The organism is Chromobacterium vaccinii (assembly GCF_001855275.1).
GTDB classification, from domain to species: Bacteria; Pseudomonadota; Gammaproteobacteria; order Burkholderiales; family Chromobacteriaceae; genus Chromobacterium; species Chromobacterium vaccinii.
This window is the reverse complement of record NZ_CP017707.1, coordinates 4,447,134-4,462,353: the sequence shown is the minus strand read 5'-3', so window position 1 is coordinate 4,462,353 and position 15,220 is coordinate 4,447,134. Positions and strand designations below refer to the sequence as shown.

The 15,220-nt window shown below is 67.4% G+C and carries 11 protein-coding genes; 6 read left to right on the top strand and 5 right to left on the bottom strand.

Annotated features, from left to right (window positions below):
- Positions 1–649 precede the first annotated feature (649 nt).
- The 5 genes from astB to BKX93_RS20660 form a co-directional block, all read right to left on the bottom strand.
- Positions 650–1,996 carry an N-succinylarginine dihydrolase gene (gene astB, locus BKX93_RS20680; RefSeq protein ID WP_046157870.1) on the bottom strand — a complete coding sequence of 449 codons (1,347 nt, stop codon included), beginning with the start codon at positions 1,994–1,996 and terminating at the stop codon, positions 650–652.
- A gap of 10 nt (positions 1,997–2,006) precedes the next feature.
- Positions 2,007–3,467 (bottom strand): succinylglutamate-semialdehyde dehydrogenase, encoded by a 1,461-nt coding sequence (astD, locus tag BKX93_RS20675; RefSeq protein WP_070981171.1) that lies wholly within the window; start codon positions 3,465–3,467, stop codon positions 2,007–2,009.
- On the bottom strand, positions 3,464–4,510 hold the full coding sequence (astA, locus tag BKX93_RS20670; RefSeq protein ID WP_070981170.1) for an arginine N-succinyltransferase: 1,047 nt from the start codon (positions 4,508–4,510) through the stop codon (positions 3,464–3,466). Before astA ends, astD begins: the two co-directional genes overlap by 4 nt.
- A 12-nt stretch (positions 4,511–4,522) precedes the next feature.
- Positions 4,523–5,542 (bottom strand): arginine/ornithine succinyltransferase subunit alpha, encoded by a 1,020-nt coding sequence (gene aruF, locus BKX93_RS20665; protein ID WP_070981168.1) that lies wholly within the window; start codon positions 5,540–5,542, stop codon positions 4,523–4,525.
- Between the two features lie 139 nt (positions 5,543–5,681).
- Entirely contained in the window at positions 5,682–6,896 is a 1,215-nt protein-coding gene (locus tag BKX93_RS20660; protein ID WP_070981167.1) for an aspartate aminotransferase family protein, read from the bottom strand.
- A gap of 407 nt (positions 6,897–7,303) precedes the next feature.
- On the opposite strand from BKX93_RS20660, the gene BKX93_RS20655 reads away from it, so the two are divergent.
- Genes BKX93_RS20655 through BKX93_RS20630 form a run of 6 tightly spaced genes read left to right on the top strand, consistent with a single transcriptional unit; the run spans position 7,304 to position 14,972 of the window.
- Entirely contained in the window at positions 7,304–8,794 is a 1,491-nt protein-coding gene (locus BKX93_RS20655) for a carbohydrate porin (protein WP_222103270.1), read from the top strand.
- A gap of 33 nt (positions 8,795–8,827) precedes the next feature.
- Positions 8,828–9,949, top strand: a complete 1,122-nt coding sequence (locus BKX93_RS20650; RefSeq protein ID WP_070981165.1) for an NHL repeat-containing protein — start codon at positions 8,828–8,830, stop codon at positions 9,947–9,949.
- Entirely contained in the window at positions 9,946–11,235 is a 1,290-nt protein-coding gene (efeB, locus tag BKX93_RS20645; RefSeq protein WP_070981163.1) for an iron uptake transporter deferrochelatase/peroxidase subunit, read from the top strand. Before BKX93_RS20650 ends, efeB begins: the two co-directional genes overlap by 4 nt.
- Before the next feature lie 24 nt (positions 11,236–11,259).
- Complete coding sequence (locus BKX93_RS24915) at positions 11,260–12,264, top strand: iron ABC transporter substrate-binding protein (protein WP_052717679.1); 1,005 nt, start codon at positions 11,260–11,262, stop codon at positions 12,262–12,264.
- The gene (locus BKX93_RS24910; protein ID WP_046168555.1) at positions 12,265–13,884 is read left to right on the top strand and encodes an ABC transporter permease; all 1,620 of its coding nucleotides are present in this window, start codon (positions 12,265–12,267) and stop codon (positions 13,882–13,884) included. It abuts the gene before it with no gap.
- Positions 13,872–14,972, top strand: coding sequence for an ABC transporter ATP-binding protein (locus BKX93_RS20630; protein ID WP_070981162.1), 1,101 nt, complete (start codon positions 13,872–13,874; stop codon positions 14,970–14,972). Before BKX93_RS24910 ends, BKX93_RS20630 begins: the two co-directional genes overlap by 13 nt.
- Positions 14,973–15,220: the final 248 nt, after the last annotated feature.

Genomic DNA, 15,220 nt, shown 5'->3' with positions numbered 1-15,220 from the left:
CTCTGATTGTCTACCCGGCAGCTTTGCGGGATGTCTCCTCTTATTGACTGCTGCCTGTTTTACCGCCTGGGACGCGCCGTTTTTTTTGGCTTCTGTCCGACAGGCGAACCGATTATCACCATGTATCCAATCGACTGTCAATTGCGAATAGTCGTCTCAAAAACAGCCTGTGAAACCATCTTTTAAAATCAATTTATCCATTTGATTTCAAAAGGATTTTAATTGTTTTCTTCATGTGGAAATTTACTATAGACCCGACTTGGCAAAACTCTTTCCCTTTTACAGTCCATTTTACATTTCAGTCATATTTGCCATTCTTTTTATTCACATTCGAACAGGCCCCTCGCGTCCCGTGCACCCATTGCGAACATACACGCATGAGCATCATTCATTTGCATACAATCTACAGTACCACTTGCTATCCATTTTTCTGCAACCGCCGGACTGTAGAAAATTTCTTGCGGAATCGCCTTTCCCTCTGTGACTTCATGCCGGCGCCGATTCAAATATGCAACATCCATGCCAATTCTCACCATAGTCCCGCATTTGGAATAGCCGGCAAGCAATTTGTTAACAGCCGCTAAATCCGCGTACAAGAAAAAACCCGCGCCGGCGCTGCCGGGGCGGGTTTCAATGCGGAAAGCGCGGCTCAGGCCAGTTGGAAGGGATAGACGCTGCCCAGACCCAGGATGCGGGTCAGTTCCTCCAGCGCGCCGCGGCATTCGGCCAACAGCTGCGGATCGGCCAGATCCTCGGGCGCCAGCCGGTCGCGGTAATGGCGGTCCACCCAGTCGTTGAGCGTCGCGAACAGCGCGTCGCTCATCAGCACCCTGGGATTCACCGCCGCCAGCTCGGACTCGGTCAAGGCCACGCGCAAGCGCAGGCAGGCCGGGCCCCCGCCATTCTGCATGCTTTGCTTCAGGTCGAACGCCCTGACCTCGTCGATCGGGCCGCCGCTGGCGATAAGCTTTTGCAGATAGCTCCACACCCGTTCGCTGTTGCGGCACTCTTCCGGCACCACGATCAGCATCTTGCCGCCGGGCTTGGAGAGCAGCTGGCTGTTGAACAGATAGCTCTTCACCGCCTCCTCCACCGTCACCTCGGCGCGCGGCACCTCGATGGCGGCGAAACGGCCGCCGCGGGCCGCCAGCTTGCGGGCGACCTCGTCCAGCACGTCGGCCTGGTTGAGGAAGGCCTGCTGATGGTGGAACAGCACTTCGCCGTTGCCGACCGCAATCACGTCGTTGTGGAACACGCCGGCGTCTATGGTGTCCGGGTCCTGCTGCGCGTACACCACGCCTGCCTCGGCTAGGCCGTGCAGCCTGGCCACCGCCTGGCTGGCCTCCAGCGTCTGCCGCGCCGGAAACTTGGCTGGCTTCGAATAGCGCATGTCGAAAGCCGCCGCGCCGAACACGAAGAACTCCACGCCCGGCTGGCCGTAGCCGGCGCAGAAGCGGGTATGGTTGGCCGCGCCCTCGTCGCCGAAGTGCATCTGCGCCGGCAGCGCCTCATGCACCGCGAAGCGCGCCTCGTCGGCGAACATCGCCCGCAGCACGCGGCCGGTGGTCGGGTGCTCGATCGAGCGGTGGAACTTGTTGTTCAGATTGGCCGGCGTGAAATGCACGCGGCCGTCGGCGGTGTCGGCCGACGGGCTGACCGTGGCCGCGTTGGCGGTCCACATGCAGGACGCCGACGTCGCCGCCGCCAGGATGGCGGGCGCCTCCCTGGCCGCGCGGGCGATCACCTCGGCGTCGCTGCCGGCAAAGCCCAGCCGGCGCAAGGACGCCACGTCGGGCCGCTCCTGCGGCGCCAGCACGCCCTGCTTGAAGCCCAGGTCGTGCAGCGCCTTCATTTTCTGCAGGCCCTGCTTGGCCGCCAGCTTGGGATTGGACGCCGCTCTGACGTTGCTGGTGGAGGCGACGTTGCCGAAGGACAGGCCGCTGTAGTTGTGCGTCGGGCCGACCAGGCCGTCGAAATTCACTTCATAGGCGTTCATCGCATTCCCCTCACAGCACAATGCCCGGCGACAGCTGCGCCGGCAGCGTCAGGCTGTCGCATTCCAGCGAAGCCACCGGGTAGGCGCAGTAGTCGGCCGCGTAGTAGGCGCTGGGGCGATGGTTGCCGGACGCGCCGATGCCGCCGAACGGCTGGCTGCTTGCGGCGCCGGTCAAGGGCTTGTTCCAGTTGACCACCCCGGCGCGCGACTCCAGCCAATAGCGGTCGTACAGCTCGCGGCTGTCCGACAGCACGCCGCCGGCCAGGCCAAAGCGGGTGTCGTTGGCGATGGCGATGGCCTGATCAAAATCGCTGTAGCGGATCACCTGCAGCAGCGGGCCGAAGAATTCCTCATCCGGACGGGCGGCCGCGGTGGTGTCGATGATGCCCGGCGTCAGCATCGCCGCGCCCTCTTCCAGCCTGCGCATCGCCAACAGCGGCTTGCCGCCGGCGGCGACCAGCGCGTCCTGCGCCTTGAGCAGCGAGTCGGCGGCGGCGTTGGAGATCACCGCGCCCAGGAACGGCGCCGGCTCGGCGTCGAACTTGCCGACGCGCAGCTTGCCGGCCACCTCGACCAAGCGGGAGATGAAGGCGTCGCCCCACTGGCCCTGCGGCACAAGCAGACGACGCGCGCAGGTGCAGCGCTGGCCGGCGGAGACGAAGGCGGACTGGATCGCGTGGTGGACCGCGCCGTCGACGTCGGCCACCGGGCCTACGATCAGCGGATTGTTGCCGCCCATTTCCAGCGCCAGGATCTTGTCCGGGCGGCCGGAGAACTGCTTGTGCAGCAGCGCGCCGGTGGCGGAGCTGCCGGTGAAGAACAGGCCGTCCAGGCCGTCATGGCCGGCCAGCGCCACGCCGGTGTCCTTCGCGCCTTGCACCAGGCCGATCACGCCGGCCGGCAGGCCTGCCTCGGCCCACAGCTTGACGGTTTCCTCGGCGGTCCACGGCGTCAGTTCGGACGGCTTGAAGATCACCGCGTTGCCGGCCAGCAGCGCCGGCACGATGTGGCCGTTCGGCAGGTGGCCGGGGAAGTTGTACGGGCCGAACACCGCCACCACGCCGTGCGGCTTGTGGCGCAGCACCGCCTGGGCGTCGCCCATCGCCGCGGCGCGCTCGCCGGTGCGTTCGGCCAGCGCCTTCAGCGAGATGTCGATCTTGCCGGCCATGGTGGTCACTTCGGTGGTCGCTTCCCACTGCGGCTTGCCGGTTTCCTGGGCGATGACGCGGGCCAGCTCGGCCTTGCGCTCGGTCAGCAGCTCGCCGAAGCGGCGCACCACGGCGGCGCGCGCGTCGACGCCGATGCGTGCCCAGGCCGGGAAGGCGGCGCGGGCGGCGCGCACGGCGGCGTCCACCTGGGCCCCATTCGCGGCGCGGCCCTGCCACAACGGCGCGTTGTCGGCGGGATTGGTCTTGGCCATGGCTTCGCCGTCGCCGGCCAGCCATTTGCCATCGATGAACAGACTGCTCATTGCGCTGCCTCCTTCGGCGTCAGCGTCACGCAGCGGACGTGATCGCCGTCTTTAATCTTGAGCGCCCGCGCCAGTTCTGGCGTCAGGCAGAATTCGCCCTGCGGCCGAACCGACTCCGCCAGCACCGCGCGGTAGTCCTGCAAGGCGTCGTTGCAGACCAGGTAGCATTCCTTGTCGCCGTCCGGCAACGGATCGACGACGCGCGCCGGCAGGCGCTGGCTTTCTTTCACCGCGCGGATGTCGCCGGTGTAGGCCTGCACGGTCGGGCCGGCGTCGAAGATGTCGACATAGCCCTCGTAGCGGAAGCCTTCCGACTCCAGCATCGCCACCGCCGGGCGGGTGGCCTCGTGGGTGAGGCCGATCACCGCCTGCGCTTCCGGCTCCAGGAAGTCGACGTAGACCGGATGCTTGGGCATCAGCTCTGCGACGAAAGCCTTCTGGCCGATGCCGGTCAGGTAGTCGGCCTCGGCGAAATCGATGGAGAAGAAATGGCGGCCCAGCGCCTCCCAGAACGGCGAGCGGCCGTTCTCGTCGGACACGCCGCGCATCTCGGCCACCACCATCTTGCCGAACAGCTGCGGGAACTGCGCCAGGAACAGGAAACGGCTCTTGGAAAGCAGGCCGCCGTTGCGCTTGACGCGGTAGTCCGGGTGCAGATACAGCGTGCACAGCTCGGAATAGCCGGTGTGGTCGTTGGACAGGAACAATGTCTCATGGCGGCTGTACACGCCCAGCTCTTCCGACGCGTGGACGATGGTGCCGATGCGGTAGTTGTACCAAGGCTCCTTCAGGCCGACGGCGGCTTCCACCGCGCAGATGCCGGCCACCTTGCCGTTTTCCGAATCCTCCAGCACGAAAACGTAGCCGTGGTCGGCGCGGTCCAGCTCGCCGGAGAAAGACAGCACCGAACGGGCGATGCGCTTCTGCAGCCGGTCTTCGTTGATCGGCAGCGAGGTCAGGCCCACGCCGCCGCTGGCGGCGCTCCTGGCCAGCTCCATCAAGCCCGGCAGATCCTTGCGTTCAACGGGACGGATAAACATCATGGCCAGGCCTCCTTAGTCTTGCTGCAAACCGGCGACGCGCACCCTGTCGCCGCTGGATACGCCCAGCGCCTTGGCCGCGTCGGGATTGATGAAGGCCACGCCGTCCACCACCGCCACGCGGGCGGCGGTGGCGGCGAAACCGGCCAGGCGCTGGTTGCTGACCAGCTGCAGGCTGGCCTGCGCCGGCAGGCTGGCCTGGATTTCCACCGGGTAAGCCCGGCTGTGCTCCACCGTCTTCAGGCGGTCCAGCTCGGCGGTCAGCACCGCGCCGCCGTCGAAGATGTCCAGATAGTTGTCGGCTTCGAAGCCTTCCTTGCACAGCAATTGGCAAACGCGCTCGAAGTGCGGGTGGATCTGGCCGATCGCCTGCTGCGCCTCGTCGGGCAGCAGCGGCACGTAGATCGGGTAGCTGGGCATCAGCTCGGCGATGAAGGTCTTGCTATGGCTGACGAAGGCCTGCTCCACCTGCAGGAAATCCAGGTTGAAGAAGCGGCGGCCGATCGCATTCCAGAACGGCGACTGGCCGGCGTCGTCGTGCACGCCCTGCATCTCGGCGATGATGCGGCGGCCGAAGCGCTCGCGCTCGCCGGCGATGAACAGCAGCCGGGCGCGCGACATCAGCTCGCCGGCGATGGCGTCCAGCCCGCCGTCGACAAAGAAGCCGCACAGCTGCACGGTGCCGGTCAGGTCGTGACAGATGTTGAGCACGTGGACGCGGTTGTTGACCTTGAGCGCGCGGGAAGCGTGGACCGCGGTTTCGCTGCGGTAGCTGTAGAAGGGCTCGTCGAAGCCGGCCGACGCGCAGATCGACGCGGTGCCCACCACCGCGCCGCCCTGCTCCAGCGCGAACATATAGTAGTCGCGGCTGGCTTCGCCGGTGGCTTCGTGCTCGAAGGCGCTGACCGACTGCTGGATGCGTTCGAACAGCTTCTCGCGGTTGCTCGGCAGGCTGGTGACGCCGATGCCGCTGGCTTGCGCCAGCCGCTCGATCGCCGGCAGGTCCGAGGTGCGGACGGGACGCACGGTAAACATGGGACTACCTCCCTGGGTTGGGGCGGCCGCGCGTATCGCGGGCGCAGCCGCAGCCGCGACCCGGCCGAAGCGGGGTCGTGGCGTTTGCGTCTTGGTCGGGAAAGCCGCATGGCGAGCCACGCGGCGCGGCCTTGCTGGCTTACTTGGCGGACTGCAGATCGGAGATGGCGGCGTCGAGGCGCTTCAGACCCTCGTCGATGTCGGCATCGCTGATCACCAGCGACGGCGCCAGGCGCAGCACGCTCAGGCCCGCCACCAGAATCATCAGTTGCTGCTTCTCGGCAGCCTTCAGGAATTCGCGGGCGCGGCCGTTGTATTCGTCGGTCAGCACGCAGCCGATCAACAGGCCCCTGCCGCGCACCAGCTTGAACACCTTGTACTTGGCGTTGATCGCCTCCAGGCCGGCCACCAGACGGTTGTGGCGCGCCTCGACCCCGGCGAGCACCTCGGGCGAGCTGACGATGGACACCACCTTGTGGGCCACCGCACAGGCCAGCGGATTGCCGCCGTAAGTGGAGCCGTGGCTGCCGATGCCGAAGCTCTTGGCCACCTTCTCGGTTGTCAGCATCGCGCCGATCGGGAAGCCGCCGCCTATGCCCTTGGCGGACGACAGGATGTCCGGCGTCACGCCGTACTGCTGGTAGGCGTACAGCGCGCCGGTGCGGCCCATGCCGCTTTGCACTTCGTCGAAGATCAGCAGCGCGTTGTGCGCATCGCACAGCTCGCGCGCGGCCTTGAGGAATGCCGGATCGGCCGGCAGCACGCCGCTCTCTCCCTGAACGGGCTCGATCACCACCGCGCAGGTCTTGTCGGAGATGGCCGCCTTCAGCGATTCGATGTCGTTGAATTCGAAATGGCCGATGCCGCCCGGCACCGGGCCGAAGCCTTCGGTGTACTTGGGCTGGCCGCCCACGCTGACGGTGAACAGCGTGCGGCCATGGAAGGAATTGACGCAGGACAGGATTTGGTTCTTGTCGGCGCCGAAGTTGTCATGAGCGTACTTGCGCGCCAGCTTGAACGCGGCCTCGTTGGCCTCGGCGCCGGAGTTGCAGAAGAACACGCGCTCGGCGAAGGTCTTCTCCACCAGCAGGCTGGCCAGCTTCAGCGCCGGCTCGTTGGTGAACACATTGGACACGTGCCACAGCTTGTTGGCCTGCTCGGTCAGCGCGGCCACCAGTTCCGGGTGGCAATGGCCCAGCGAGTTGACGGCGATGCCGCCGGCCAGGTCGACGAATTCGCGGCCGTCCTGGTCCCAGACGCGGGATCCTTCGCCGCGAACCGGGATGAAACCGGCCGGGCCGTAGTTGGGCACCATGATCTGGTCGAAATCAGCGCGGGTTACCGAATTGCTCATTGATGGTTTTCCTTCCTTGTTCTGTCGTGCGCCAACGCTTTTTCCGCGCGGCTGTTTTTACATGCTCGATCGATTCTAAAGGAAGCGGACGAGAAGTCACTATCCTGTTTGCGACACCGCCGTACAGAAAGCATTCGTTAAAACATGGTTTCATGTTTGACAATCAGCAATATCCATTCTTTGCCCCACTCTTGCGCCCCATCTGTCGCCCGGCGAGCTGTCTGACAAAAAAATCCATGACCACAGTCAACCATTGAGAATGATTTTCGTTTTTCTATGCTGAAACAGTCCACTGCCGTACAACGGCGGCGGTCATGGCTTCGCGGCCGGCGCGTTCTGGCCGAATAACGAGAACGATACGCATTACTTCAGGATGCAATGGAACCCTCATAGGGAAAAGTGACACTGTGAAACGATACGCACCACCCCGCCGGCTGCTGGCCTGCGCCGTCGCCTCCAGCCTGCTGCTGGCCGGCCTGGCCCGCGCCGCCGACAGCGCCGACGCCGACGTCAATCCCGCCGACCTGCCGGAAGCCGACCAAGCGATCAAGGCCAAGCCCGATACCCAGTGGACCGGCTGGTGGAACCGCTCCACATTGCTGGGCGACATGGGCGGCCTGCGCTCCGCGCTGGGCCGCAACGGCGTCACCCTGGGCCTGACGGAAAGCAGCGAATACCTGCGCAACGTCAGCGGCGGCGCGCAATACGGCGGCGCCTATCAGGGCCTCTCCACGCTGACGCTGGGCCTGGACACCCAGCGCGCAGGCTGGTGGAGCGGCGGCAGCTTCAACGTCAGCGCGCTGGATATCCACGGCAAGCCGTTCAGCGCCGACCACGTCGGCAGCATCCAGAGCGCCAGCGGCATCGAGGCCGATCGCGCCACCCGGCTGTGGGAGGCCTGGTTCCAGCAGCAGCTGGACGGCGAGCGGCTGGATGTGAAGATCGGCCAGCAGAGCCTGGACCAGGAATTCATGGCCACCCAGTACGGCGGCGCCTTCATCGGCACCATGTTCGGCTGGCCGGCGGTGCCGTCCGCCGACTTGCCCGCCGGCGGCCCGGCCTACCCGCTGTCTGGCCTGGGCGTGCGCTTGCGCGGCAAGATAGGCGACAACCTCACCTGGCTGGGCGGCGCCTTCGCCGGCGACCCGACCCGCGACGTCAGCCAGAATCCGGCCGATCCGCAGCAGTTGAACAAGCACGGCACCACCTTCAGCCGCCACGGCGGCACGCTGTTCATCGGCGAGCTGCAGTACGGCCGCAACCTGCCGTCCAACGGCGCGCTGGAAACTCCGCGCCCGCTGAACGGCATCGGCGGCCTGCCCGGCACCTACAAGATCGGCTTCTGGTATCTGAACCAGAAAACCGCCGATACCCGCTGGGACGTCAACGGCCAGCCGCTGGCGCTCAACCTGGCCAGCCCGCAGCTGCACAGCGGCAACTACAGCGTTTACGCGGTGGCCGACCAAACCGTGTGGCGGCCGGCCGAGGACAGCGCGCGGACGCTGAACGTGTTCACCCGCCTGATGGGCGCGCCCGGCGACCGCAACCTGGTCAGTTTCTCCGCCAACGCTGGCGTGACGCTGACCGCGCCGTTCGCCGGCCGCGACAACGACACCGTCGGCCTGGCCTTCGGCTACGTCAAGGTGGGCAACCACGCCGCCGGCAACGACGCCGACACCGGCATCGCCAACGGCAACCCGGCCTATCCGGCGCGCGGCGATGAAACCCAGGTCGAGGCCACCTATATCTATCAATTGACCCCGTGGTGGCAGTGGCAGGCCGACGTGCAGTACGTGCGCAACGTCGGCGCCGGCGTGGTGTCGCCGAATGATCCGACTCAGACCCAGCGCATCCCCAACAGCTGGGTGGTGGGCCTGAAGACCAACATCACCTTCTGAGCGCGGGCCTCCGCCCCATTGGAGAATGCAACGATGAAACTGGAATTTCCGCAGCGCAAGCTGCTCGCCGCCGCCTGCGCCCTGCTGGCGCTGGCGGGCGGCGCCCAGGCCGGCGACGCCTTCCTGGCCGGCATCAAGCGCCACACCGTCTTGACCAACACCGTGCCGGACAACGGCGACCAGAACCCGTACGCCATCGTCGTCTCGCCGATCACTTCCGGCAAGATCAAGGCCGGCGACGTGCTGGTGGACAACTTCAACAACGCCGCCAACCTGCAAGGCATGGGCAGCACCATCGTCGACTACCACCCGGACAGCAAGAGCCTGACGCTGTTCGCGCAGATTCCGCGCACGCTGGCGCAGTGCCCGGGCGGCGTCGGCCTGTCCACCGCGATGGCGGTGCTGAAGAGCGGCTGGGTGATCGTCGGCAGCACGCCCAGCAACGACGGCACCACCGACACCAAGGGCGCCGGCTGCCTGATGGTGCTGGACACCGAAGGCAAGCTGGTGGACGTGTGGTCCGGCTCGGACATCAACGATCCCTGGGGCAATATGGCGGTGATAGACAACGGCGACAAAGCCACGCTGTTCGTCAGCAACGCCGGCTTCGGCGTCGGCAGCGCCAAAGGCGCGCCGCCGGTGATCAACCAGGCCACCGTGCTGCGGCTGGATCTGGAGATCCCGGCCGGCAAGCTGCCCAGGATCGCGGGCCGCACCGTCGTCGCCAGCGGCTTCGGTGAGCAGGCCGACAAGGGCGTGTTCCTGATCGGCCCCACCGGCCTGGTCTACGGCAAGGACGACAAGCTCTACGTGTCCGACGCGCTGGGCAACCGCATCAGCGAGATCTGGGACGCCGCCAGCCGCACCACCAGCGCCGGCGTCGGCCGCACGCTGACCCACGACGGCCTGCTGCTGCGCCCGCTGGCGCTGACCGCCACGCCGCAGGGCCACCTGTTGGCCACCAATGGCTCCAACGGCAAGGTGGTGGAAATCGACCCGGCCACCGGCGAACAGCTGGGCGCGCGCTGGATAGACGCCAACAAGGCGCAAACCCCGCCCGGCAACGGCGACCTGTTCGGCATCGCCTTGACGCCGGAGGGCGACGGCTTCTACTACGTCACCGACGACAACAATAATCTGGTGCTGGCGAAATGAGCGATAGCAAAGCACCCAAGCAATCGACCCGGCGCGGCTTTCTCGCCGGCGGCGGCGCGCTGGCGCTGGCCGGCTGGCTGGGCGGAGCGCCGGGCATAGCCCGCGCGGCGGCCGGCCGCGCCAAGACCGCGCCGGCCAAGGACCAGGAGCCCTTCTACGGCCCGCACCAGGGCGGCATCCTCACCCCGCAGCAGCAGAACAGCTACTTCGCCGCCTTCGACCTGGCCGACACCGCCAAGCGCGAAGACGTGATCGCGCTCTTGAAAGCCTGGACCGAGGCCGCCGGCCGCCTGACGCGCGGCCAGCCGGCGCGCGCGCTGAGCAGCCAGGCCCACCAAGCGCCGCTGGACTCCGGCGAAGCGGTCGGCCTCGCCACCGCGCGGCTGACCCTCACCTTCGGCTTCGGCCCCGGCCTGTTCAGCAAGAACGGCGTGGATCGCTACGGCCTGGCCGCGCGCCGGCCGGAAGCGCTGGTGGACTTGCCCAAGTTCAACGGCGACCAGCTGGTGCCGGAGAAGAGCGGCGGCGACTTGTCGATCCAGGCCTGCGCCGACGATCCGCAGGTGGCCTTCCACGCGGTGCGGCAGCTGGCCGCGCTGGCCGACGGCGTCGCCGCCGTGCGCTGGGCGCAGACCGGCTTCGCCAGCGGCGCGCCCGGCGGCGGCACCCCGCGCAACCTGATGGGCTTCAAGGACGGCACCAACAACCCGTCGCCGAAAGACCCGGCGCTGATGAGCCAGTTCGTCTGGGTCGGCGACGAAGGCGGCTGGATGAAGGGCGGCAGCTACCTGGTGGCGCGCCGCATCCGCATCGCGCTGGAACACTGGGACAAGACCGAACTGGGCTTCCAGCAGGAAGTGGTGGGCCGCTACAAGGACAGCGGCGCGCCGCTGGGCCAGCAGCATGAGTTCGAGCCGCTGAAGCTGGACGCGGTGGACAAGGACGGCAACCCGGTGATTCCGGACACCGCCCACTCGCGCGTAGCTTCGCCGCAGGAGAACGACGGCGCCCGCATCCTGCGCCGCGCCTACTCGTACAACGACGGCGCCAACTTCACCGCCGAGCGCTGGCCGCCCTGGCGCCAGGGCATCGAATACGATGCCGGCCTGTTCTTCCTCGCCTACCAGCGCGACCCGCGCACCGGCTTCATCCGCATCAACAAGAAGCTGGCGGCGATGGACATGATGAACCAGTACATCACCCACGTGGCCAGCGCCGTCTTCGCCTGCCCGCCCGGCGCGCGCCCCGGCGGCCATATCGGCGAAACGCTGTTCGCCGGCCTGTAACCCCCGCTTGCAAAGGAAAGACAAATGAACACCAAGAAACTGATCGCCGCGCTGCTCGCCGGCGGCCTGCTGGCGGCCAGCCAGCTCTCGCTTGCCGCCAGCCTGGTGCTGTACAACGCCCAGCACCCGCAGACGGTGAAGCTCTTGGCAGACGACTTCGAGAAGATGAGCGGCATCGGCGTCAAGATCCGCTCCGGCGAAGGACCGGAGCTGTCGGCCCAGCTGCTGGCCGAGGGCAAGGCCTCGCCGGCCGACGTCTACTTCGCTTCCAACTCGCCCGAGCTGATGCTGCTGGAAGGCAAGCAGATGCTGGCCAAGCTGCCGGCCGCCACCCTGTCGCCCATCCCGGCGCGCTTCAGCTCGCCGCAGGGCGAGTGGGTTGGCGTGATGGCGCGCGAAAACGTGCTGGTCTTCAACACCAAGCTGGCCGCCGGCGCCCAGATGCCGGCCTCGATGATGGATCTGGCCAAGCCGCAATGGAAGGGCAAGCTGGCCATCGCCCCGTCCGACGGCGACTTCCTGCCGCTGGTCAGCGCGGTGCGCGCGCTGAAGGGCGAGCCGGCGACGCTGGCCTGGCTGAAGGGCCTGCGCGACAACGCCCAGACCTTCGACGACAACGAGGGCGTGGTGGCGGCGGTGAACCGCGGCGGCGTCGCCGTCGGCATCATCAACAACTATTACTGGACCCGCCTGCAGATGCAACTGGGCAGCAAGGGCATGCACAGCCAGCTCTACCACTTCGGCAATGCCGACGTCGGCGCGCTGATCAACGTGTCCGGCGCCGGCATCCTGAAAACCGCGCGCAACGCCGACGCGGCGCACAAGTTCCTGGCTTACCTGGTCAGCCCGCGCGCCCAGCAGCTGATCGCCAAGAGCAACATCTCGTTTGAATACCCGCTGCTGCCCAGCGTGGCCCCGGCCCCGCAGCTGAAGCCCTTCAACCAGCTGAACCCGCCGCCGCTGGACATGCAGAAGCTGGGCGACGACAGCCAGTCGGCCAAGCTGCTGCGCCAGGCGGGGCTGCTGTAAATGAACGCCGCGGTCCTGCGCCTGGCCGCCGGCGCCCGTCGGCGGCCGCTGGGCCTCACCGCCTGCGCCGCGCTGGCGGCCGCGCTGGTGCTGCTGCCGCTGGGCTTCACGCTGTGGCAGGCGATCAGCTACGGCGGCGGCGCCGCCGCCGAGCTGCTGTTCCGCCCCATCGTCGCCCGGCTGGCCGGCAACACCGTCTTGATCGTGCTGGCCAGCACCGCCAGCTGCGCCGCGGCAGGCACCGCCTCGGCCTGGCTGGTGGAGCGCACCCGGCTGCCGGGCCACAAGCTGTGGGCGCTGCTGTGCGTCGCGCCGCTGGCGATTCCGCCCTTCATCACCAGCTTCGCCTGGGTGTCCATCAGCCCGGAGCTGCAGGGTTTCTGGGGCGCCTGGCTGGTGCTGACCACCGCCTACACGCCGCTGGTCTACCTGCCGGTGTCGGCGGTGCTGCGCAATATGGACCCGGCGCTGGAGGAAACCGCGCGCGCGCTGGGCCTGTCGCCATGGGCCTGTTTCCTGCGGGTGACGCTGCCGCAGCTGAAGCCGGCGCTGTTGGGCGGCATGCTGCTGGTGGCGCTGTCCACATTGTCCGAGTTCGGCGCTTTCATGCTGCTGCACTTTCACACCTTCACCACCGAGATCTACGCCGAATACCGCGCCAGCTTCGACAGCGCCGGCGCTTCGCTGTTGGCCAGCGTGCTGATGGCGGCCGGCGTGCTGATCCTGCTGGCCGAGCTGCGCGTGCGCGGCCAGGGCCGCTACCAGCGACTGGACCGCGGCGCGCGGCGCGCCGCCGGCCGGCTGGAGCTGGGCTGGAAACGCTGGCCGGCGCTGGCCTGGCTGCTGCTGCAGGCATCCGCCACGCTGCTGGCGCCCATCGCCACCATCCTGTACTGGACGCTGCAGCCGGGCGCGGACGCAGTGACGCCGGCCGAGGTGTCGCCGCAGTTGCTGCTGTCCGCCGCCGCCTCTTCGCTGGGCCTGGGCCTGTCCGCCGCTGCGCTGACCACGCTGCTGGCGCTGCCGCTGGGCTACCTGCTGGCGCGCCATCCGGGCAGGCTGGCCCACCTGCTGGAACGGGTGGTGTATCTGGCCCAGGGCGTGCCCGGCATCGTCATCGCGCTGGCGCTGGTCAACCTGGCCATCCAGTGGCTGAAACCCTTGTACCAGACCGCGGCCATGCTGGCCCTGGCCTACGCCATCATGTTTTTGCCGCTGGCCCTGGTCAGCGTCAGGAGCGCGCTGCTGCAGGCGGAAAGCCGGCTGGAGGAGCTGGCGCGCTCGCTGGGGCTCAACTGGTGGCAATCGCTGTGGCGGGTGGTGCTGCCGCTGGCCGCCCCCGGCCTGGGCGCCGCCGCCAGCCTGGTGTTCATCTCGGTGATCACCGAACTGACCGCCACCCTGCTGCTGGCGCCGATAGGCACCGAGACGCTGGCCACCCAGGTATGGGCCGACACCGCCGCGCTGGCCTTCGCCGCCGCCGCGCCGTACGCGGCCATCCTGATCGCGCTGTCGCTGTCCGCCACCTGGCTCTTGATGTCCTGCCTGGGACGCGGCGCGGTGCTGGGCGGCCAGGCGCAACCATGGAATCAACAGGAAGAGCCGCCATGTCGGAACTGAAGATAGAGAAGCTGGGCAAGCGCTTCGGCACGCACCGGGTGCTGGACGACATCAGCCTCACCGTGGAGCAAGGCTCGCTGCTGGCGCTGCTGGGCCCGTCCGGCAGCGGCAAGACCACGCTGCTGCGGCTGTTGTGCGGCTTCGAGCGCTGCGACGAGGGCAGCATCGTCATCGGCGGCAAGCTGGTCAGCAGCCCGCAGCTGCACCTGCCGCCGGAAAAACGCCAGATCGGCTACGTGCCGCAGGAAGGCGCGCTGTTTCCCCACCTGTCGGTGGCCGACAACATCGTGTTCGGCCTGCCGCGCGCCGAGCGCCGCGAACGGCGCCGGGTGGCGGAGCTGCTGGACATGGTGGGCCTGCCGGCCGATTTCGCCGGCCGCGCGCCACAGCAGCTGTCCGGCGGCCAGCAACAGCGGGTCGCCTTGGCGCGCGCGCTGGCGCCCAAGCCGGCTCTGGTACTGCTGGACGAGCCCTTCTCTGCGCTGGATGCCGCGCTGCGCGCCGAAACCCGTCAGGCGGTGGCCGACGCGCTGGCCGCCAGCGGCACTACCGCGCTGATGGTCACCCACGACCAGGCCGAGGCGCTGACCATGGGCCGCCGGGTGGCGGTGTTGTGGCAAGGCCGGCTGCTGCAGGTGGCCGCGCCGCTGGCGCTGTACCAGCGCCCGGCCAGCCCGGAACTGGCAGACTTCGTCGGCGACGCCGTGCTGCTGCCCGGCCGCGCCCACGGCGGCGAAGCGCAATGCGCGCTGGGACGGCTGCCGCTGCTGGACGGCATGCCGCAGGGAGACGTGACCGTGCTGCTGCGCCCGGAACAGATCCGCCTGCTGCCAGCCGGCGACGCCGGCGTGCAGGCCAGGGTGCTGGACATCAGCTTCTATGGCCACGACGCCAGCGTGCGGCTGGTACTGGACGACGGCGGCCTGCTCGCCGCCCGCGTCCCCGGCCACCGCTGCCCGCAGCCGGGCGAAACTGTCGCGTTGCAGGTGGAAGGCGAGGCCGCCTGTTTCGCGGCGGCCGGCAGTTCAAGCAGCGGCGGCGGCATCGCCACGACTCGCTTGCAGCACAGCCCGGCCTTGTTTCGGTAGGGAAAGTGAGGCTTATCTTCAACAGAGAACGGGGCTAGTACTTGTAAAAAAGCCTTCCCGAAATGGGAAGGCTTTTTTGTTCTGATCACTATTAGTCGTACTACTATGCAGGCTCTGAGTACCCAGTTACTTCTTCTTTGGATCGTGGACTGGCAGTGTCGGATGCTTTGGTGCGTTCGGCGGATCTACATGCCGGCGACGATCATCCGTCCCATCTTCCTTCTTCGGTTTCGGACCAGGTTTGATAG

Bases quoted from the DNA above. Each gene is read 5' to 3' on its own strand.
- BKX93_RS24910 (WP_046168555.1), top strand. From the start codon at position 12,265: ATGAACGCCGCGGTCCTGCGCCTGGCCGCCGGCGCCCGTCGGCGGCCG.
- astB (WP_046157870.1), bottom strand. From the start codon at position 1,996: ATGAACGCCTATGAAGTGAATTTCGACGGCCTGGTCGGCCCGACGCAC.
- BKX93_RS20630 (WP_070981162.1), top strand. From the start codon at position 13,872: ATGTCGGAACTGAAGATAGAGAAGCTGGGCAAGCGCTTCGGCACGCAC.
- efeB (WP_070981163.1), top strand. From the start codon at position 9,946: ATGAGCGATAGCAAAGCACCCAAGCAATCGACCCGGCGCGGCTTTCTC.
- BKX93_RS24915 (WP_052717679.1), top strand. From the start codon at position 11,260: ATGAACACCAAGAAACTGATCGCCGCGCTGCTCGCCGGCGGCCTGCTG.
- BKX93_RS20660 (WP_070981167.1), bottom strand. From the start codon at position 6,896: ATGAGCAATTCGGTAACCCGCGCTGATTTCGACCAGATCATGGTGCCC.
- astA (WP_070981170.1), bottom strand. From the start codon at position 4,510: ATGATGTTTATCCGTCCCGTTGAACGCAAGGATCTGCCGGGCTTGATG.
- aruF (WP_070981168.1), bottom strand. From the start codon at position 5,542: ATGTTTACCGTGCGTCCCGTCCGCACCTCGGACCTGCCGGCGATCGAG.
- BKX93_RS20650 (WP_070981165.1), top strand. From the start codon at position 8,828: ATGAAACTGGAATTTCCGCAGCGCAAGCTGCTCGCCGCCGCCTGCGCC.
- astD (WP_070981171.1), bottom strand. From the start codon at position 3,467: ATGAGCAGTCTGTTCATCGATGGCAAATGGCTGGCCGGCGACGGCGAA.